Annotated in this window: 20 protein-coding genes; 19 read left to right on the top strand and 1 reads right to left on the bottom strand. The window is 48.7% G+C overall.

Features of this window, described 5'->3' with window-relative positions:
• Positions 1 to 114: 114 nt before the first annotated feature.
• The 8 genes from MKX74_RS24285 (at position 115) to MKX74_RS24250 (ending at position 7,296) form a co-directional block, all read left to right on the top strand.
• Positions 115 to 498: a tautomerase family protein gene (locus tag MKX74_RS24285; protein WP_028590168.1), complete on the top strand. Its 384-nt coding sequence runs from the start codon at positions 115 to 117 to the stop codon at positions 496 to 498.
• Positions 499 to 529: 31 nt separating this feature from the next.
• Positions 530 to 1,165 (top strand): FMN-dependent NADH-azoreductase, encoded by a 636-nt coding sequence (locus tag MKX74_RS24280; protein WP_028590169.1) that lies wholly within the window; start codon positions 530 to 532, stop codon positions 1,163 to 1,165.
• Between the two features lie 138 nt (positions 1,166 to 1,303).
• Positions 1,304 to 1,987 carry a metal-dependent hydrolase gene (locus tag MKX74_RS24275; protein WP_018887927.1) on the top strand — a complete coding sequence of 228 codons (684 nt, stop codon included), beginning with the start codon at positions 1,304 to 1,306 and terminating at the stop codon, positions 1,985 to 1,987.
• Between the two features lie 213 nt (positions 1,988 to 2,200).
• Positions 2,201 to 2,914 carry an FCD domain-containing protein gene (locus MKX74_RS24270; protein ID WP_155988681.1) on the top strand — a complete coding sequence of 238 codons (714 nt, stop codon included), beginning with the start codon at positions 2,201 to 2,203 and terminating at the stop codon, positions 2,912 to 2,914.
• 302 nt (positions 2,915 to 3,216) lie between these two features.
• Positions 3,217 to 4,557 carry an MFS transporter gene (locus tag MKX74_RS24265; RefSeq protein ID WP_341180070.1) on the top strand — a complete coding sequence of 447 codons (1,341 nt, stop codon included), beginning with the start codon at positions 3,217 to 3,219 and terminating at the stop codon, positions 4,555 to 4,557.
• A gap of 156 nt (positions 4,558 to 4,713) precedes the next feature.
• On the top strand, positions 4,714 to 5,547 hold the full coding sequence (locus MKX74_RS24260) for a transketolase (protein WP_018887924.1): 834 nt from the start codon (positions 4,714 to 4,716) through the stop codon (positions 5,545 to 5,547).
• Positions 5,544 to 6,503, top strand: a complete 960-nt coding sequence (locus MKX74_RS24255; RefSeq protein ID WP_341180069.1) for a transketolase family protein — start codon at positions 5,544 to 5,546, stop codon at positions 6,501 to 6,503. Before MKX74_RS24260 ends, MKX74_RS24255 begins: the two co-directional genes overlap by 4 nt.
• Before the next feature lie 34 nt (positions 6,504 to 6,537).
• Positions 6,538 to 7,296 carry an SDR family NAD(P)-dependent oxidoreductase gene (locus MKX74_RS24250; RefSeq protein ID WP_018887922.1) on the top strand — a complete coding sequence of 253 codons (759 nt, stop codon included), beginning with the start codon at positions 6,538 to 6,540 and terminating at the stop codon, positions 7,294 to 7,296.
• A 237-nt stretch (positions 7,297 to 7,533) separates the two neighbouring features.
• On the opposite strand, the gene MKX74_RS24245 is transcribed toward MKX74_RS24250, so the two are convergent.
• Positions 7,534 to 8,031: a LysE family transporter gene (locus tag MKX74_RS24245; RefSeq protein ID WP_445667291.1), complete on the bottom strand. Its 498-nt coding sequence runs from the start codon at positions 8,029 to 8,031 to the stop codon at positions 7,534 to 7,536.
• A 180-nt stretch (positions 8,032 to 8,211) separates the two neighbouring features.
• Here MKX74_RS24245 and MKX74_RS24240 point away from each other — a divergent pair, with 180 nt between their 5' ends.
• From MKX74_RS24240 to MKX74_RS24190, 11 genes are all read left to right on the top strand, one after another.
• Entirely contained in the window at positions 8,212 to 9,144 is a 933-nt protein-coding gene (locus tag MKX74_RS24240; RefSeq protein ID WP_341180068.1) for a GNAT family N-acetyltransferase, read from the top strand.
• 313 nt (positions 9,145 to 9,457) lie between these two features.
• Complete coding sequence (locus MKX74_RS24235) at positions 9,458 to 9,985, top strand: hypothetical protein (protein WP_341180067.1); 528 nt, start codon at positions 9,458 to 9,460, stop codon at positions 9,983 to 9,985.
• 54 nt (positions 9,986 to 10,039) lie between these two features.
• The gene (cntE, locus tag MKX74_RS24230; protein ID WP_341180066.1) at positions 10,040 to 11,248 is read left to right on the top strand and encodes a staphylopine family metallophore export MFS transporter CntE; all 1,209 of its coding nucleotides are present in this window, start codon (positions 10,040 to 10,042) and stop codon (positions 11,246 to 11,248) included.
• Positions 11,249 to 11,534: 286 nt separating this feature from the next.
• Positions 11,535 to 11,813 (top strand): phosphopantetheine-binding protein, encoded by a 279-nt coding sequence (locus tag MKX74_RS24225; protein WP_018887917.1) that lies wholly within the window; start codon positions 11,535 to 11,537, stop codon positions 11,811 to 11,813.
• A 49-nt stretch (positions 11,814 to 11,862) separates the two neighbouring features.
• A complete protein-coding gene (locus tag MKX74_RS24220; RefSeq protein WP_018887916.1) occupies positions 11,863 to 13,056 on the top strand; it encodes a radical SAM/SPASM domain-containing protein in 1,194 nt (397 codons plus the stop codon).
• Between the two features lie 46 nt (positions 13,057 to 13,102).
• Positions 13,103 to 14,473, top strand: coding sequence for a preATP grasp domain-containing protein (locus MKX74_RS24215; RefSeq protein ID WP_341180065.1), 1,371 nt, complete (start codon positions 13,103 to 13,105; stop codon positions 14,471 to 14,473).
• An 83-nt stretch (positions 14,474 to 14,556) separates the two neighbouring features.
• A complete protein-coding gene (locus MKX74_RS24210) occupies positions 14,557 to 14,802 on the top strand; it encodes an acyl carrier protein (protein WP_341180064.1) in 246 nt (81 codons plus the stop codon).
• Positions 14,803 to 14,830: 28 nt separating this feature from the next.
• The gene (locus tag MKX74_RS24205) at positions 14,831 to 15,817 is read left to right on the top strand and encodes a BtrH N-terminal domain-containing protein (RefSeq protein ID WP_341180063.1); all 987 of its coding nucleotides are present in this window, start codon (positions 14,831 to 14,833) and stop codon (positions 15,815 to 15,817) included.
• A gap of 13 nt (positions 15,818 to 15,830) precedes the next feature.
• A complete protein-coding gene (locus MKX74_RS24200) occupies positions 15,831 to 16,823 on the top strand; it encodes an ABC transporter ATP-binding protein (RefSeq protein WP_028590183.1) in 993 nt (330 codons plus the stop codon).
• Complete coding sequence (locus MKX74_RS24195; protein WP_341180062.1) at positions 16,780 to 17,634, top strand: ABC transporter permease; 855 nt, start codon at positions 16,780 to 16,782, stop codon at positions 17,632 to 17,634. Before MKX74_RS24200 ends, MKX74_RS24195 begins: the two co-directional genes overlap by 44 nt.
• 1 nt (position 17,635) lies before the next feature.
• Positions 17,636 to 18,448: an ABC transporter permease gene (locus MKX74_RS24190; RefSeq protein WP_341180061.1), complete on the top strand. Its 813-nt coding sequence runs from the start codon at positions 17,636 to 17,638 to the stop codon at positions 18,446 to 18,448.
• Positions 18,449 to 18,479 lie beyond the last annotated feature (31 nt).

The following is an 18,479-nucleotide window of genomic DNA, read 5'->3' as shown; positions in this document are numbered from 1 at the left end:
ACCCTATGCTGTGCCTTGCACGAACAAATACGAACTCATATACATTCGTGTTCAGGATTCTATCAGATAAGCTATACCATATCAACACACAAATCCAACAAGGAGGTGCACGACATGCCTTTGACACGTATTTCCATGCTTGCAGGTCGTTCGAGTGAGGCAAAAGCACAGATTAAGGAAGTGGTATCTCAGACAGTCGTCGATAAGCTGCATGTACCGGCGAGTGACCGTTTTGTACTTATAGAGGAATTTGACCGGGAGAATTTCAGTTATGATCCCAACTGCCTGGATATCGAGAGAAGCGATGGATTCCTCATTGTCCAGATTGTCCTGAATGCAGGAAGAACGTCCGATGTGAAAAAAGAATTTTATGAAGCCTTGGCGGAGCAGCTCCATCAGCAATGCCAAATTCGTACCGAAGATGTGTTCATCAATTTAGTTGAAGTTACCAAGGATAACTGGTCTTACGGTAATGGAGCTGCGCCATTCATTCTGTAAAAAATTCAAAATAAGAGAGGAAGTTACGACCATGTCAAAAGTTCTGTATATTACTGCCCATCCAGGAAATCCCACTCAATCCTATAGCCTTGCTGTAGGGGAGCAATTTGTACAAGCCTACAAAGAAAATCATCCAGGGGACACGGTGGAACACGTAGACCTGTACCAATTGACGATTCCGCAGATTGATGCAGACGTATGGGGAGCATGGGGACAGCTTCAAGCTGGAGCTCCATTTGATCAACTGACTGCTGCCCAACAAGAAAAGATAACTCAACTGAACCAATTGCTTGAGCAGTTCATGACGGCTGATAAGTATGTGTTCGTTAACCCAATGTGGAATTTCTCCTACCCTCCAGTGATGAAGGCCTACATCGACTCCTTCTGTGTTCGTGCCAAGACCTTCAAATATACGGAGAATGGACCAGTGGGTCTGCTGAGCAACAAAAAGGCGTTCCATATTCAAGCAACTGGAGGTGTGTACTCCGAAGGTCCAGTGCAGGATCGCGAGCATGGAAGCAGCCATCTGAAGACGGTTCTGAACTTTGTCGGTGTCACCGAGTTCGAAAGCTTGTTCATAGAAGGAATATCCACCGCAGGAGATCGCGCTCCACAAATCAAAGCTGAAGCGATTGAAAAAGCGCGTGAGGCAGCCAAAGCTTTTTAATAAACACGTGTACTGAACCATAAAATCATTCTCCTAACCGTTACAAGCAAGCTTCTGCATAACCGTAGTACCTATACAAGCGCTTAAGAAAAGAAATTCATCATTCTTTGAAAGACAATGAGTATAGGAGGATTTAAAATGAATATTTCATATCATGGACATTCCGTTGTTCGCATCCAGACGAACGGAAAAACTATACTTATTGACCCTTTCTTGAGGGGCAATTCTGCTACAGATCTGGATGCAGCCACTGTGGAGGCGGATGTTATTATTTTGACTCATGGGCACGGAGATCATGTAGGAGACACAGTAGAAATAGCAAAGAGAAATAATTCGCTGGTCATTGCTTCGGCAGAGCTTGCGGATGTGCTCAGTTGGGAAGGGGTGAGAACCCATGCCATGAGCATTGGGGGCGCTTATACGTTTGCTTTTGGAAAAGTGAAGCTGACTCAAGCCTTTCATAGCTCCAGCTATGTTAACCAGAAGACGAAAACGATCGTCTACACCGGCATGCCTACGGGGATTCTGTTCACTGCGGAGAATAAGACCATTTACCATGCAGGAGATACAGGGTTGTTCTACGACATGAATGTGATTGGAGCACGCCAGAGCATTGATGTGGCCTTCCTTCCGATTGGGGACAACCATACGATGGGACCAGAGGATGCTGCACTGGCGGCTGAATGGCTCCAAGCCAAGCAGGTAGTGCCGATCCACTACAATACGTTCCCTTTTATTGAACAGGACCCCAACAAGTTTGTTTCGCTTTTGCCAGAAGGCGTCGGAGTTGCATTGAAACCAGGGGAACAAATATCAATCTAAAGATAAGGAGCCATCTCTATTGAGACGGCTCCTTATCTTTAGATTGAAAGGTAGCAGATCATCTGGTATCAAGGTTTGGGTAGGTTGGATAATTTTGTCTTAGGGGTAAAGTGAGTTATAATATATCATGTTGTCTAACAAATTAGTTATTTATATAATGGTATTATTAACGTTGATGGCTTTGTGATATTGAGGAAACGAGAAAATAAGGAGGTGAGTTCCATTCAGTTCAATCGCGTATCCAGTAACAAGCTCTATATACAGATATATGATCAGATTCTGTCACAGATCCAAAGTGGAGCGTTTCAGATTGGTGACAGACTACCGACCGAACGGGAGCTGTGTGCGCAGTTCGGAGTTAGCAGAGCACCGATCCGGCAGGCCCTTAGTGCTCTTGAAATGAAAGGATACATCTACTCTCGTCAAGGAGAGGGAGTATATGTCAAGAATACGAGCACGTCTGCGGAATCGTTGACGGAGGATGCCTCCTTCATTGATTCCATAACCCCGGAGGATATTGTGGAAGCTAGAATGAGCATAGAGCCACTTATCGCCAAATTTGCAGCTCAAAGAGCAACGGATGAAGACGTCGAGCTTCTGCGCAATACGATCGACCAGATGGAAGCTGAGACCCGAACAGGCAGCTATGTGCCTGAGACGGATGAGAAGCTGCACATGGGGATTGCCAAGGCTTCCCATAATGATGTGTTCATTCAGTTCATGACTGTCATCACGCAAGCGATGAAGCAGCAGGAAATGTGGAAATTCATTCGCGATCGAACCGTGACCCGGCCTGACTATAGAGACACTAACTTCAGTGAGCACAAGGGCATTATTCATGCGATAGAGAACAAGCAGGCAGACAAGGCGTCCAAGCTCATGTCTGAGCATATGCAGCATCTGTATAATCGCTATTGGAAAGATTAATTCATACCAGGAATCCTCTGCCCGTTGATAGGTGCAGGGGGTTCTTATTTTATGTGACAATTATTATAGCAAACAACAGTTGACATTTAAAAAGTATGCTATTATACTCAAGTCACAAGTTCACTTGGTATACAAGTTATCAAGTGAACCAATTTTTCAGGAGGTGTTGGAAGCGCTTAATTACATGATGGAATATTTCGATTCAGGAAATACTTTCATAACAGACTATTTTTATTTATCGTGTTGAAAGCGTTTTAAAATCTTGGCGTGAAGCAGTGCATCATCTTTTGGGAGGATTTCATATGGATCTGCAGCAACTGGAGAAATCTACAGTCCGTAAAGTTACCTTACGGCTTATTCCTTTCTTGTTCCTTTGTTTTACAATATCCATTCTGGATCGTGTTAATATTGGGTTTGCCGCTCTTAGTATGAATGAGCATCTGGGCTTTTCCGAAGCGGTATACGGATTTGGTGCAGGAGTGTTCTTCCTCGGCTATTTCCTGCTGGAGGTACCTGGCAGTGCTATGATGGCGAAGATTGGCGCAAGACGGTGGATCAGTCGTATTATGATTTCATGGGGAATTATAGCGATTATTATGGCATTCATTCAGACTCCAATCCAGTTCTACATTGTTCGCTTCTTACTGGGTGTAGCCGAAGCAAGCTTCTATCCTTGTATGGTGCATTACTTGAGCGGTTTCTATCAGACTAAGCACCATGCCAAGGCGATTGCAGGGTTCATGATTGCAATTCCAGCAGCGAACGCTATCGGTTCTCCGATCTCGACCTTCCTGCTGCAGATTGATTGGATGGGACTTGCGGGGTGGCAGTGGTTATTCATTTTGGAAGCGATTCCAGCATTGATTCTTGGGGTTGTGTGTTACTTCTATCTTACAGACCGGATTGAGGAGGCAACATGGCTGACGAGCAGTGAGAAGAACTGGCTGCTTGAGGTTACTAAAAAGGAAGCTCTGGAAAAGCAAAAAGTAAAGAAGCCCACGTTCATGGAAGTATTGCGTGATCGGGATGTACTGATTCTGGCAGTGGGGTATTTCTTCTGGATGTTCGGTTACTATGGAATTAATATGTTTCTGCCCACCATTTCCAGAGGTCTGACGCAGACGACCGGGCTGACCTTGCAGAGCATCGGCTGGCTGCTCGGATTAATGTACTTGTGTGCCATGGTAGTTATGTATCTGGTGGGTAAGAACTCGGACAGAACGAATGAGAGAAAATACCATGTGGCGTGCTGCTTGACTGTAAGTGCTGTAGCTATGATTGTCAGTGTCTTTGTAGCAGAATTCAGTCTGGTCGGAGCTTTCGTATTATTGACCATCAGTCTTTGTGGAGCTTTTGGTGCTTACTCGCCATTCTGGGCCATCCCGCCATCATTTCTGACAGGCGTCGCCGCTGGGGGAGCCATCGCATTGATTAATAGTATTGGTAATCTTGGTGGATTTTTCGGTCCATATTTCGTAGGCTTCATGAATGACATGACGGGTTCGCATAATCTGGGTATGGTAACCTTGGGGATTAGTATGCTGATTAGTGTCACCATTATCGTGCTGCTTGTAAAGCAATCTGGAAAAAGCAAGACGATGACCGTGGATAGAAACCCTCCAGTGGAGCCGGTTGGCAAATGACAGAGCTGCTGCGCAACGAAGACTATTAACAAAACGGGTATATACGCCATTCACAAATACTCGTTTTTTATTTACAATAACTTAGGATACAAGTTAACAAGATTATAAGATAACAAACATCTATTGAGATTAAAAATTCATGTTGAGGTGAGCCAAATGACAAATATCAGCGTCCATGAGCTTGAACAGAAAGCCGCTGAGCTTAGACAGACAGCTCTAACGATGATTTATAAAGCACAATCCGGACATCCTGGCGGGTCGCTGTCTGCCGCTGATTTTGTAACAGCCCTTTATTTCAGAGAAATGAATATCGATCCAGAGAATCCGAAATGGGAAGATCGTGACCGTTTTGTACTCTCCAAAGGACATGTTTGTCCAATTCAATATGCTGCACTGGCGCATCGAGGTTACGTTCCGATGGAGACCATTCATACACTCCGGCAATACGGCTCTCCATTTCAAGGCCATCCTGATATGAAAAAGTGCCCTGGCATTGACATTTCAACAGGCTCGCTCGGTCAAGGTCTGTCCTGTGCTGTAGGCATGGCTTTAGCAGGCAAACGGGACAACAAGGACTATCGGGTATTTGCCATCCTGGGCGATGGAGAATGTCAGGAAGGACAAATATGGGAGGCAGCTCAGACCGCGAATAAGTATCAGCTTGATAATCTGATCGTCTTTGTCGACGACAACAATCTGCAGATTGACGGTACATGTGATGAAATTATGCCAAATCTGGATCTGGAGCTTAAGTTCAAGGCCTTCGGCTTTGAAACGAGACGCATCGACGGTCATGACATGCAGCAGATTGTGGATACGTTGGATGAGGTGCGTGAGCTGAAGAACAAGCCTATCTGCATCGTGTGCAATACGATTAAGGGCAAGGGTGTATCGTTCATGGAAGATGTGTGTGGATGGCACGGAGTTGCGCCCAAGGAAGCAGAGTATTTGCAGGCACTAGAAGAAATTGCGGGAGGTCTGAAAAAATGAGTGTACAAGAGAATACAGCAGTAGTGAAGAAAATTGCAACTCGTGAAGCCTTCGGTCATGAAATTGTGGAGCTGGGTAAGAGCAATAAAAATATCTACGTCGTGGATATTGATATCGGTAAGTCCTGTAAGACTACGGAGTTCGCCAAGCAGCTCCCGGACCAACATGTTAATGTGGGCATCGCCGAGCAGAATGCGGCTGGCCTGTCTGCGGGTCTCGCCACTACCGGCAAAATTCCCTTCATTAGTACCTATGCGGTGTTTGGCTCGCTTCGTATGGCAGAACAGATCCGCCAAGAAGTCTGCTATCCTAACCTGAATGTGAAGATTGCATGCTCGCATGGAGGGCTGACACCTGCGAATGATGGAGGCAGTCATCAGGCTATTGAGGATATGGGCGTGCTCCGCACCATTCCTAATATGACGGTTATTATGGGCTCCGATTATTACTCTACCCGTAAGCTGGTGGCTCAAGCTGCCGAGCATTACGGCCCGGTCTATCTCCGTTTCACTCGTGATGCGATTCCTGTGATCTACGACGAGAATGAGGAATTCCAGATCGGTAAGGCCAAGAAGCTGAAGCAAGGCAAGGATCTTGCCATCATCGCCAATGGTGATACCGTCTATCTGGCTATACAAGCAGCCGAGCAATTGGAGCAGGAGGGAATCTTCGTTACCTTGCTCGATATGCATACGCTGAAGCCGCTGGATCGGGAAGCTGTCGTGGAGTGTCTGAGCACCGGGCACATCATTACCGTTGAGGATCATAACATTCTCAATGGCCTCGGTAGTGCTGTCAGCGAGGTAATAGCCGAGGAAGGTGGAGCAGTTCTTCGCAGAATCGGAATCCAGGATAAATTTGGGGAGTCGGCACCATACGAAAAACTGCTGGAGCTTAATGGAATTACTATTGAGAACATCGTTAATACAGCTCGTACCATGCTCAAACGAAACTAATTATATATAAATTGATCAAAGGAGTGTTTAAACCATGTTTGAACTAACCAATCGCGTAGCTATTGTAACTGGAAGTGGCTCCAAAAGAGGAATCGGACGCACGATTGCACTGACTCTGGCCAAGCAAGGAGCGAAGCTATGCATCGCTGATATCAATCAGGAAGGTATTCAGGAGACGGTGGATGCTATTAAGGCAGCAGGCGGGGATGCAATCGGGGTTGAACTGAATGTAACCAGTGAAGAGTCTACAAAGGCTATGGTGGCACAAGTGTTGGAGGCGTATGGAAGAATAGATATTCTGGTCAACAATGCTGGTATATCTCAAAAGGCAACCGTTGCAGAGATGACCCTTGAGGATGTGACACGGGTATTTAACGTCAACATGTTCGGACTGTTCCTGTGCACGCAGGCTGTACTTGAGCCTATGAAGAAGCAGGGATATGGTCGAATCGTCAATCTCTCTTCAGTCTCTGCGAAGCGTGGTGGGGGCGTATTCGGAGGTGCACATTATTCTGCATCCAAGGCGGCTGTATTGGGCTTCTCCAAGAATCTGGCGCGTGAAGTGGCAGCGGACGGGATCACCGTTAACTCCGTTGCGCCTGGTCTGGTGAATACGGATATCTGGAAGTCGCTCGATAAAGAAGTGGCTGATGGTGTTATTGCAGGCATCCCTATGGGACGTCCTGGTGAGACGGAGGAGATTGCCGCAGCTATCGCATTTCTGGCTTCTGAGGAATCCTCGTATATTACTGGCGAAGAGATTGACATCAATGGTGGTTCGCACATGGATTAATAGTAGGTCGCAAGCAGGAACAGGCATCCTGACATGCAAGCATACAGGTGCACGGAGGGATGTCTGGAGTGCAGGCTCAGCTATAAATATATTAACAAGGAGCTCCTGATCGGGGAGCTCCTTTTTGACGTATGATCTTTATGTAGAATGCATTTGAAATTGATGTATAACATTTTCGCTCCATATGTATTCCATAAGACTCCATAAGAACGACGTGTGACTTATGTTCCGTTCTCATTATTGAATATAGGGTAGAAGGGCGATTACGAACTCGTATACAAAATAGAACGCAAATCCCAGCAGAAGAATGCCTGCAATAATAGAAACGATCTGAATCATTTTGCGGCTCATGACTTTTCGCGTGACAGACACGATAGTCAGCAAGCCGATGTCATGAATGAGAATGCCGCTTAGTACACCGCTGGCGGCGATGGCAAAGCTTCCTTTATTGCCTGCGCTATAGGAATCGGTCAGGACAGCACCGAATACGGACACCCAAAAAATCAGATTACCCGGGGATACGGCTACCAGCAGTCCATTCCGGTAAGTACTCCAAAATGATTTATTCGTTCGTTCATCTGCCGGGGTGATGTTCTTATCAGCATTTTTGATAGAATCGTAGCCCAGGTAGGCAAGAAAGCCTGCGCCAGCAATCCACAGCGGGATCTGGACAAAGGGAAGAGCGAGTATAGAAGCAAAGCCGTCGTACTGTCCTTCCATTACCAATAAATTCATACCTCAAGGAGACATATGACATTCAGTGTAATATAACCCAATTCATAATTCAATATTTTTATGGCTAGCTAGCGGGTAGGGCTTGTTACTGTATCCATAACCACTCCAAACAGGGAGCGAGGTGGAGTATAATTACAACAACAAGAATGGATGTTTCATGAAGGAAAGGAGATAACTGCTATGACGAAAAAAGCTTACTACCTTCGCCGCCCTGTCATGTCTGACGCCCAGGCTGTCTGTGATCTTGTAGCTGCCTGTGACACGGAGGATCTGGGGGCACCTGATATCGTGCTAGATGATGTTCTGGACATGTGGTCTGGCTTCGATCTCAACAATAATGTGTGGGTCGTGGCAGATGCAGACTCCGCATTGATCGGTTACGCATTTTTGGAGGAGGACAGTGAAGAGAAGCTGTTCAGCTACGGGTGCGTGCTTCCCGCGGCACGGGGCTACGGTGTTGGTTCTGCGTTGATTTCTGCGCTGGAGGCACGTGCTGATGAGCTTCGTGAAGCTTCTGGAATAACGAAACGGCTGCAAAGCATGATTCCCACCTTATGTGGGGATGCCAACCATTTACTGAAGTCTAAGGGCTTCGTTCCGGTCCGCTATTTCAAGCGAATGGCAATACGTTGGAACGAGGCACCACCCCCAGCCATTCCACTGGAAGGCTTCACGATCAAGTCTTTTGTGAAAGGGCAGGATGAGCAGTCTGTCTATGAGGCCTATATCGAATCGTTTGCCGATCATTGGGACTTCACCGTGCCTGCCTTCGAGAAATGGAAAGAGAAGACGCAGCTTCCTACATTCGACGAGCAATGGTGGATGGTAGCTTGGGATTCGACAAATACCGTGGCTGGCTTTGCCCTGTGCCGGATGCGTGAGGATATGCTCTTCATTGAGCAGATTGGTGTGCGGCGACAGTATCGTGGACGCGGTCTAGCGCAGCTGTTGCTGCATGCTGTATTCGAGAGTTCCTATCGGGCAGGGCAGCCACATATTTCGCTTGGCGTCGATGCCGCCAATCCTTCAGGTGCATATCGCCTCTATGAGAAGGTGGGCATGAGACCAGACCACGAGATCAGCATTTATGAGAAGCTATTTCCGCATTCCTAAGTTCTACATGGATCATTGAAGGTGACTTCAGCTCCTTAGGTGTGAGGTACAGGTTGGATTTAATAGGGTCACCGCGTAATGCGTTATCTAATTAAGAGGGCTGTCGAGAATTGTATCGCAGGTGATATAAAGGAGGGAGGAATGAAGCGAAGTAGCTCATTCTTCCCCTTTTTCTTTTTGTAAAACAAGAAATTCTCCAGAGGATAATTTCTCTTTATCGAGTGCCCATCCTTCGTTATCATATTGATAACGGCAAGTAACTAGTAGAATGTGGTAAATGCGCGATACTATAAAAGACGGAGGGAGTAGGGAAATGTCTATACTGCTGTCTATTGGTCTGCTATGCATGATCCTGCTTATCTTGTTCAGAAGATCCATCATAGGAGCTCTACGAATTGAAAATCATGTCATAGTGCAGCAATTAAGCACGGCTAAGTGGTATCGGAACCATTGGCTAGGAGGTCTATTCTTATTCATGCTCAATACGGTGTTATTTGGCGGCACGTTGCTTGCACTCTATATAACTACATTTTTCCTAATCCCCTATGTACATATAGTAATCATGCTATTGGCGGTTCTCCTTAGTGTCTACTTGTGGTCTATTCTAGGCAAAGCGTGGCAGGGTGATCGGAGTGACCGTCTTAAGATGGGGATGGTTGGGGGAAGTTTTTATTTGTTGCTGGCCTTGCTGTGTATGTATGGGCTCGTTACGCTGACGCCTGCTTATCCCGGTGAAGATACATTTATGAGCGCTATAAGCTTCATATTTGGTATAGTAGTTACAACCGTGGCCTTTGTAGTTTGTCTGATGTTTACGGGCTTTTCGCGCATTAGGAATTAAGGCTGATCAGTTAGGCGAACGGGATAAATGTATTGGAAAGTAGGGAACTAGGCTTTGGCACAATCCACAAGTAACACCGTAAGATTAGATCCGTTATCCTTCTCGTTCATTCGCTTCTATATATTAGCTTTTCTATTTTTTGCAGCGAATTCGGCATTAACGATCATTCTTCCGCTACGCAGTGAGTCTGCTGGCCTCAGTGAGGCCGAGATTGGCTTGATGATGGGCTCGTATATGTTCACCTGTATGCTGCTGCGGCCCTTCGCGGGACAGCTGCTCGGGAAATATGGTCCTCTTCGCGTCATGAAGGGACTATTGCTGTTGCACGCCATTACGCTGCTGTTGTTCATGATCGCCGGGGCGGAGAGCTATCTCTGGCTTCGGGCGCTACAGGGTGTAGCTACAGCGTTCTTTTCCATGACCATGCAGGCAGGCATTATGGAAAAGCTGGAGGATAAGGATCGTGCTCAGGGCTTGTCGATGTACACGCTGTTCACGATGGTCCCATCGCTCATCGTTCCTGTGCTAGCTATTCAGATCTGGGAGCAGGCCAACCACATGTGGTATGTATTCCTGCTATGTGGACTAGCAGCGCTGCCGCTGCTGTTCGGCTATAATCTGGATTTGCCGCGAAGCACGGTACAGAATGCATCATATACGCTAAAGGATATGCTTCGTTCTCTGAGTGGGCTCTGGCGCAGTATTCCCTTACTGGTGAGTACACTGATTATGCTCTGTGCTTCGTGTGTCTTTGGAGCTACAGCTACATTTTTACCCCTATATATGATATCTTCGGGCACGGGAAGTGTCGGTCTGTTCTTGGCCGTTCAAGGACTGGTGGTCATCCTGTGCAGGTTCATGCTGCGTAAAAAAATCCCGTCAGACGGTAGCTGGAGCCCTTGGCTTATGGGCGGGCTGTTGCTCTCTGCTGCGATGGGAACCCAACTGCTGGTGCTGCTGGAGTGGCTTGGACCGTTCGTATACGTGTCCGCTATATTCAGTGGATTTGCACTGGCGCTGCTGTATCCGACGTTAACAACGTATCTGTCTTTTGTGCTGCCTGCAGAGTCGAGATACGTAATGATGGGTATCTTCATGTCCTCGTATGATCTGGGCTTTGCGCTTGGTGGGTTCGCGATGGGCATGATTGTGCAGATCAGCTCATATTCGACAATGTTCATGGTCTGTACGTTGCTGTCTCTACTCGCTGTAATTCCGATCGTGGGCTACAGGAAGCGAATGGGGGAAGGGACCATGGTATAGGTCGGCAGCATTTGAAATCCCAAGCATTGTATGCGACAGCCGTTTCCCGGAATTCCAACGGAAACGGTTTTTTTGATTTTTATAGTGTAAAGATGATGAAAGTAAATTATTACAATTTACACTATTGACGAATGCCCTTTAAAAGGGTTTATAATTGTATATAATTCCATGTATGGGATTAGAAGGGTTATACGACTTGCCGGGTGGATCATCCAGAGAAGCTCGCCTGCGCCCGCCCCTCGCTTTCCGGCCGTCTGGCCGCCCAAGAAAAGGAGGAGGAATTGAAATGCAGAGCCAAGTAATCCGCATGATTAGTGAAGTGAAGGAAGACCACGAACTCCCCGGGAAGCTGGATGGCACCTCGGATATTATTCATGACGCAGGTCTGGACTCCCTGCAGCTGGTGCATTTTATGCTGAAGATTGAAGATGAATTTGACGTGGAAGTCGACTTTGACAATTTTGAACTGGAATACTTAAGTTCCATTGATGCTTTCTGCGATTATATCCGGCAAATGAAGGAACACTCTGGATTGACGGAGACAACGGAAATCGGGACAATATGACGTCATGACGCGCTAAAGCTCTATCAAATCGATAGCGAGGTGCATAACGATGCAGCCGAAAAGCCATGTATTGATTGACGAAAAGGCGTTCAAGCTGATTAAAAGAAATTTGAAAAATGCTTCGGTTTCCTACCGTAACTCCGTCAAGGACCCAGCCTTCAGAACGGACATGCCCCATACTATTGGCATCAAGCTGACCAACCGCTGTAATCTCCGCTGTACTCACTGCTTTGAATGGAACGAGGAAGGCTACCACCATCAGATGGACAAGGAAGAACAGAATATGGATTTGGACCCTGCGTTGCTCAGACAAATTTTACAGGAGACACAGGAGGTCAAATCCCGTTTGTATATGTGGGGTGGGGAACCGATGTTCCACCGCCGTTTTGATGAAATTTTGGACGTGCTGGCCGAGGACCGACGGGAGATGACGTTCTGCACAAATGGTCTGCTAATCGACAAGCATCTCGATCGAATCCTGGAATTGTCCGACAATCTGGAGCTGCTGATCGCCGTTGAAGGCTTCGAGCGCGAGCATGATCTGATCCGCGGCAAAGGCACCTTCAAAAAAACGATGGCACAGATGCAGCGGCTGATCGAGCTTCGTGATCAAGGCTTGTATAAAGGTAGAGTAACCGTGCATGCAGTCATTAATGACAACATGATCGGACGTATGTTCGAATTCCTCGAAATGTTCGAGACCATGAAGCTGGATCTCGTTCTGCTTACATTCCCATGGTATATCTCCAAAGAAACCTCACTCAAAATGGACGACTATTTTTCCCGCAACTTCTCCTGGCTACGCGAGCTTGAAGAAAACAATATCAGCAGTTGGCATGCCTTTAAGTACAAAATCAATCCGGACCGTATCGATCCCCTCATGCAGGAGCTCCGTCGTATCAATGAGCGCGTATGGAATATCCGGGTTCGTTATCAGCCAGGTCTCGACTTCGAGGAGATCGACAAATTCATTCATGGCGAGGAATTGGTCAGTCGCTGCTCCTCGCGCTGTCTTGCCCTGAATTCACGCACAGACATTTTGCCTGATGGAAAGGTCATGCCCTGCAAGTTTTTCAGCGAGTTCACAATCGGAAGCCTACAGGAGAACACGCTGAAGGAAATCTGGGAATCCGACAAATATGAAATGACCCGCTCTATCATCAACGAAAAGGGGCTGACTCCTGTATGCTCCAAATGCAGCGTGCTTTATCTTCATGGAGCCGGTTCACTGAAATATATTTGAGCAGCAGCCGAACTGGTAGAGCAGCTTTTAAAAGGAGATGCACAAGATGGATCTTGCTTTGGATGTGAATTGGCTGACGGCGCTCTCCACAGACCGCGATCGTTATGTATTCGTGTGGCTGTTCAATATTGGCGCTGAGGAAATATGGCATCCCGGTTCACGGGCCGTTGCTGACCCGGCGGAGCAGATTGTCGTGAACCGGATGGAGGACATGAATCTGCTGCTTTGTCGCAGTCAGGATATTATCGTGCTGAGAGAGCAGCCACAGCCTCATTTTCTGAAAATGCTGCAGCACATAGGATTCGACATTCCTCGGATTGAGGTGCCGGAGCCTTCTGACCCGCTGACGCCCATTACTGAACTGGTGCTTGCCGATGAAGAGCTGCTGCAGCGGCTGCGAATCGCATCAGAGGAAGCAGGCGGCGCTTATCTGGTGCCATATGCTGTCACGTGGAAGGAGGAGGAGGTTGCGGAACGTGGCTCCCTGACCTTGCTCGGAGCGGATGCGGAGCTGTGTGCTCGTGTGAATGACAAGATTTTCAGCCGCCGCCTAGCCGAGCATCTCGGCTTTCCGGTGACAGAAGGTGCCGTGTGCAGGAATGAAACGGAGATTCAGGAAGCGTGCGACCGCATTGCGGCAGCAGCGACAGGTCCCGTTCGTTTTATTATCAAGCAGCCGCACGGAGCCTCCGGCAAAGGCATGTTTCTTGTTGAGGACCTGTCCCGGCTGAATACCATTGTTAATGTAATGAAGCGCTTTGCCGGTCGCAATTCACTTGCAGGTGGCTGGCTGGTGGAACGGTGGTATGGGAAACAGCTGGATTTGAATTATCAGATTTATATTAGCCCTGAAGGCGAAGTGACCATGTTCTCGCTAAAAGTGCAGCAGCTTGCCGGAACCGTATATACCGGCTCCCGTATGCCTGCGGAGCTGGGGAAGGGGCTGGAGGAGCAGGTCCTCAGCTATGCGGAACAGCTCGGTTCCTCCTTGTGTGCTGCCGGTTATTTCGGGATAGCATCCATTGACGGTTTTGTGGATGAGGACGGCCTGCTCTTTCCGGTCATCGAAATTAACGGCAGGTTTACACTATCGACCTATATTTCGTTTGTATCCGCTGTGCTTGGAGAACGTAAGTTTTTGTCCCGCTATTACCGGGTTGTCTCTAACGAGCCGCTGACGTATGAATCATTGTGCGCACTGCTCCGGGAGAATCGGCTGCTGTACGGGCCTGAGCACCGTGAAGGGGTGATGGTGTATACCGCCGGCACCCTTTCTCCAGCCCATCTGAAACAGGGATTCATCAACCGTATTTTTGCTCTGATCGTCACGGACAGCTGGGAGGGGGCTGAGGACTACGCACGCCGGCTGGAGCAGTTGTTCGCCGCTGGGCAGCAAGTTCAAGCCATGAACTCATGAAAGGCATGGAATAGATAGTCTAGCTTGGGCGCTCTAGCTTAGATATGAAGGTCTGAACATACCCAATGAATGGAGGAGTCTGAATGGAGACAGGTGTAAGTATCGTGCTGCCTTTGCTGGAAAGAGTGCTGAAGCTGTCTGAGGGCGAGCTGGCGGGAATGGAAGCGGACCGGGATTTACGGAGCTTGGGATTGAATTCACTGTCCGCCATTGAATTGATTGTGGAGCTGGAGAACGAGCTCAACATTGTAATCGATGACGATGATCTGCTGTTGGACAAACTGTCCACGCTAAGTGAGATTGAACAGCTGCTGAGCAAATATGTATAAGGCCGGGATAGCTTCACACAGGCAATCTGTGTTTGGAATAGATCGGGTAGGCAAGCATTGCCTTTATTCTTCCCTGTGCGGGTTGCTACTACGCCGAGGTATTGCAACTGCTGAGGCAGATTTGTTTCTACTAGCGGGCAGCATGAATGCGGAATACGAGGGTGAGCTGCGTCCATTTGGCCCGGGAACCTTCGGGAACCAGCTGCGCAGAATCACGGCTTCCGGAGGTCCTGACCTCCGGGTTGAAGCCTGGGACCCGCAGGACCGCGATCCGCACAAGCTGTTGAAGGCTCTACCTGATGGGTACAGCGCGATGCTGCACGTATCCAGCGCAGCCCTGACGTATCACCAGATTTATGTTATCAACCGTGCACGCGGACATGTGATCGAGCTGCATAGCCTGGATGAAGAATCACGGACTGCCCATGTATCGGACAGCTTTCTGCTGGACTCATCAGGCCGGGCATTTCAATACACGGGCGAAGCCCGTCTTGACGATCTGCTGGGCGGAGTGCTGGATTATGCGTGGCTGGCGGGAGCGCCAGTCGAGCCTTCACCGACAAGGATATTCCAAGCGTGCGCCCTGCATATTCGGGATTATCTATCAAGTCGGAGCGACGCGCCTCAGTTCCGAAAAGGGGATGCAGCCTATCGCGCCTTTATAGCAGATTTTCAGCTGCTGTCCGATCTGAACGATCAGGAGTTTCGGTACCAATGTGCAGAGATTTATTATCAGCTGCGAATCGGCACCGCGCTCACTCTGGCGGATTATCTCCACGATTTTGCCATGCTCCATCAGGATACGCTGGGGGCTGGGGCGGGTTTCATTGCCGACGGGGCCACAGAGCTCTACGCCGGATGGCACCGCCTGAATTTGCAAATTTACAAGACAGGCCTGCAGCTTGGCAGGCATCGTGTACAGACACTGATCAGCCGTGCGAACGAGCTAGTTGACCAGCAATACAGGCTGCTTGAACAGCTCCTGCCGCTTGTGGAAGACGCTAGACAACAGTAGGGAGGGAATCGTTTTGCCGGTTATTACACTGAACCGATTGTCAAAAACATTTACGTACTACAAAAAAGAACCGGGTGTGCGGAAATCGCTGCAAAACCTGTTCCACAGGGAGAAGCTGGCCAAGGAAGCCGTTAAGGAGATCAGCTTTTCCGTCAGGGAAGGTGAAATGGTCGGTTTTCTTGGGCCGAACGGGGCGGGCAAAACGACAACTCTGAAAATGCTGTCAGGTATTCTGCATCCGAGCAGTGGTGAAGCTTCCGTACTGGGATTTACGCCCTGGAAACGGCAGAAGGAATTCAAGCGGCAGTTCTCCATCGTCATGGGCCAAAAAAACCAGCTGTGGTGGGATTTGCCTGCAAGCGAATCCTTTGCGCTGAATAAGTTGATTTACGAAATCGGCGACCATGAATTCCGCTCTTCACTGGACGAGCTGGTCACACTGCTTGGTGTAGAGGAGCAGTTGCATGTGCAGGTGCGGCGTCTGTCGCTTGGAGAGCGCATGAAAATGGAGCTGATTGCCGCGCTGTTGCATCGGCCGAAGGTGATTTTGCTGGATGAGCCGACCATCGGTCTGGATATGGTATCCCAGCGCAGGATTCGGGAATTCTTCAAGGCATATAACCGACAGCACCGGACAACAGTGCTGCTGACCAGTCATTACATGAAGGACATCGAGGATTTATGCTCACGGGTAATGATCATCAGTGGCGGGAGCCTTGTGTATGACGGAGATCTGAAGAGCATCAACGAGCGGCTGGGGGCCCGTAAGCTGCTTAAAGTCAGACTGACCGAGCCCGTAGCCCCGAAGCAGCTCGCGGGACTGGGAAGTGTCCGATCAAGCAGCCAGCTGGAGGTTGTTTTTGAGGTCGATGCGGAAGACACACTCGGATGGTCGAAAAAGGTGCTTGATGCGTTGCCTGTTACAGATTTTACGATTGAGGATGTCCCACTGGAGGAAGGCATTGAAAATTTGTACAACGAAGGCAGATGGGCCGATGCGAAATAATCCGCTTGAACATAACAAGTATGTCAAAGTGTTTTTACTTGGCATGCAGAATGAGATGGAGTACAGGACGAACTATTGGCTGCAGCTGTTTTCGTTCATTTTGCCGTTGATGACGCAAATTTTTCTCTGGCTTGCTGTCTTTGGTTCTTCGGGTGAACGGCAGTTGCTCGGCTACACCCTGGAGGAAATGCTTGTGTACGCCGTAATGGCAGCAGTTACCGGCAGGCTGATTGCAGCCGGTTTTGAATACGAGATTGCGGAGGATATCAAGGAGGGAGGGCTTGGTAAATTTCTTGTACAGCCCGTGCACTATTTTGCCTACCGTCTTTTTCGGTTTGTCGGGGCCAAGGCTGTGCAGAGCGCTGTTATCTGGACAGGTGCTGTCTGTATGCTGGTCGGGCTCAGTCTGTGGGGCGGCGGCAGCTTTTCAATCATTCATCTTTTGCTGTATATGCTGACCCTTCCCGGAGCACTGCTGCTAAACTTCCTCATCTATTATACGCTTAGTGGCATGGCTTTCTGGATTACGGAATCCGTGGGACTGTTCTATACCCTGTCCCTCGTCATCTACGTTGCGAGCGGAACTGTCTTCCCGTTGACGATTTTTGGGGAGGCGGTGGGAAAGCTACTGAGCATGCTGCCGTTTGCCTATACGGTGTTTTTTCCCGTCAATGCGGTAACAGGTAAACTGAGCGGCTCCCTCATAGCAGCAGGCATCGGCCTGCAGGCCTTCTGGATTGCCGTACTCCTGATTCTGTCGGGGATTGTCTGGCGTGCGGGTGTCAGACGCTTCGTAGCGGTGGGAGGATAACATGAAAAAACTGCTGCGGACGTGTGTCCGCTATGTCAGGTTGTACATGCGCTTCGTCAAATTTTCTGTCATCTCGCAGATGGAGTATCGCATAAATTTTGTTACTGCATTTCTGGTGGAGACGGCTTACCTGCTCATCAAGCTGCTCTATGCCTCAGTCCCATACCGGACAGGCACGGACATCAACGGCTGGTCCCCGGATGCGGTGCTCTTGTATATCGGAGTGTTCACGATTATGAGCGGCCTGTACAGCGGGCTTTTTTATAGCAATTTTACCGGGCTGCCGACCAAAATCCGCACAGGCTCGCTGGATATGCTGATGACCCAGCCGGTCTCCCTGCAGTTTATTGTCACCCTGCGACAGTTCAATCTGGGCTATACCATCCCCAATGTTGTTGGAGGTGGCATTATGGCAGGCATCGGCTGGCATCGCCTGCAGCTGCCGTTCACCTGGGAGGCGATTGGCGGCTTTTCCCTGCTGCTGGCAGTCGGTGTGCTCACCGCTTATTCGGTCTTCCTGTTACCGCAAATGCTCGGTTTCTGGACCATCCGTACGAACGGGGTGACGGAATTATCAAACAGCCTGTTCGACACGAATACCGTGCCGATGTCGGTATACAGCAAGCTCATTCAGAGAATCGGCATGTTTGTACTGCCCATATTCGTCATCTGCAATTTTCCGCCCATGTTTGTACTGGGCATGATGAATGGCAGCCTGCTGCTGTGGGCTGTATTGGTCCCGCTTTGGCTCCTGCTGATTGTGCGGCTGGTCTGGCAGTTCGCGCTGCGCGGCTATACAAGCGCAAGTCAATGACTGGAGCGGGAAAGAGCTACATTCTTATTTC

The organism is Paenibacillus sp. FSL K6-1230 (assembly GCF_038002385.1).
GTDB classification, from domain to species: Bacteria; Bacillota; Bacilli; order Paenibacillales; family Paenibacillaceae; genus Paenibacillus; species Paenibacillus massiliensis.
The sequence above is the reverse complement of the archived record's forward strand: the minus strand, read 5'-3'. Positions and strand labels throughout refer to the sequence as shown.

What these genes read in the sequence shown, in the direction of transcription:
- MKX74_RS24225 (WP_018887917.1), top strand. Translation starts at nt 11,535, where the DNA reads ATGCAGAGCCAAGTAATCCGCATGATTAGTGAAGTGAAGGAAGACCAC.
- MKX74_RS24245 (WP_445667291.1), bottom strand. Translation starts at nt 8,031, where the DNA reads ATGAATTTATTGGTAATGGAAGGACAGTACGACGGCTTTGCTTCTATA.
- MKX74_RS24250 (WP_018887922.1), top strand. Translation starts at nt 6,538, where the DNA reads ATGTTTGAACTAACCAATCGCGTAGCTATTGTAACTGGAAGTGGCTCC.
- MKX74_RS24285 (WP_028590168.1), top strand. Translation starts at nt 115, where the DNA reads ATGCCTTTGACACGTATTTCCATGCTTGCAGGTCGTTCGAGTGAGGCA.
- MKX74_RS24280 (WP_028590169.1), top strand. Translation starts at nt 530, where the DNA reads ATGTCAAAAGTTCTGTATATTACTGCCCATCCAGGAAATCCCACTCAA.
- MKX74_RS24220 (WP_018887916.1), top strand. Translation starts at nt 11,863, where the DNA reads ATGCAGCCGAAAAGCCATGTATTGATTGACGAAAAGGCGTTCAAGCTG.
- MKX74_RS24240 (WP_341180068.1), top strand. Translation starts at nt 8,212, where the DNA reads ATGACGAAAAAAGCTTACTACCTTCGCCGCCCTGTCATGTCTGACGCC.
- MKX74_RS24255 (WP_341180069.1), top strand. Translation starts at nt 5,544, where the DNA reads ATGAGTGTACAAGAGAATACAGCAGTAGTGAAGAAAATTGCAACTCGT.
- MKX74_RS24215 (WP_341180065.1), top strand. Translation starts at nt 13,103, where the DNA reads ATGGATCTTGCTTTGGATGTGAATTGGCTGACGGCGCTCTCCACAGAC.
- MKX74_RS24260 (WP_018887924.1), top strand. Translation starts at nt 4,714, where the DNA reads ATGACAAATATCAGCGTCCATGAGCTTGAACAGAAAGCCGCTGAGCTT.
- MKX74_RS24190 (WP_341180061.1), top strand. Translation starts at nt 17,636, where the DNA reads ATGAAAAAACTGCTGCGGACGTGTGTCCGCTATGTCAGGTTGTACATG.
- MKX74_RS24210 (WP_341180064.1), top strand. Translation starts at nt 14,557, where the DNA reads ATGGAGACAGGTGTAAGTATCGTGCTGCCTTTGCTGGAAAGAGTGCTG.
- MKX74_RS24235 (WP_341180067.1), top strand. Translation starts at nt 9,458, where the DNA reads ATGTCTATACTGCTGTCTATTGGTCTGCTATGCATGATCCTGCTTATC.
- MKX74_RS24265 (WP_341180070.1), top strand. Translation starts at nt 3,217, where the DNA reads ATGGATCTGCAGCAACTGGAGAAATCTACAGTCCGTAAAGTTACCTTA.
- MKX74_RS24275 (WP_018887927.1), top strand. Translation starts at nt 1,304, where the DNA reads ATGAATATTTCATATCATGGACATTCCGTTGTTCGCATCCAGACGAAC.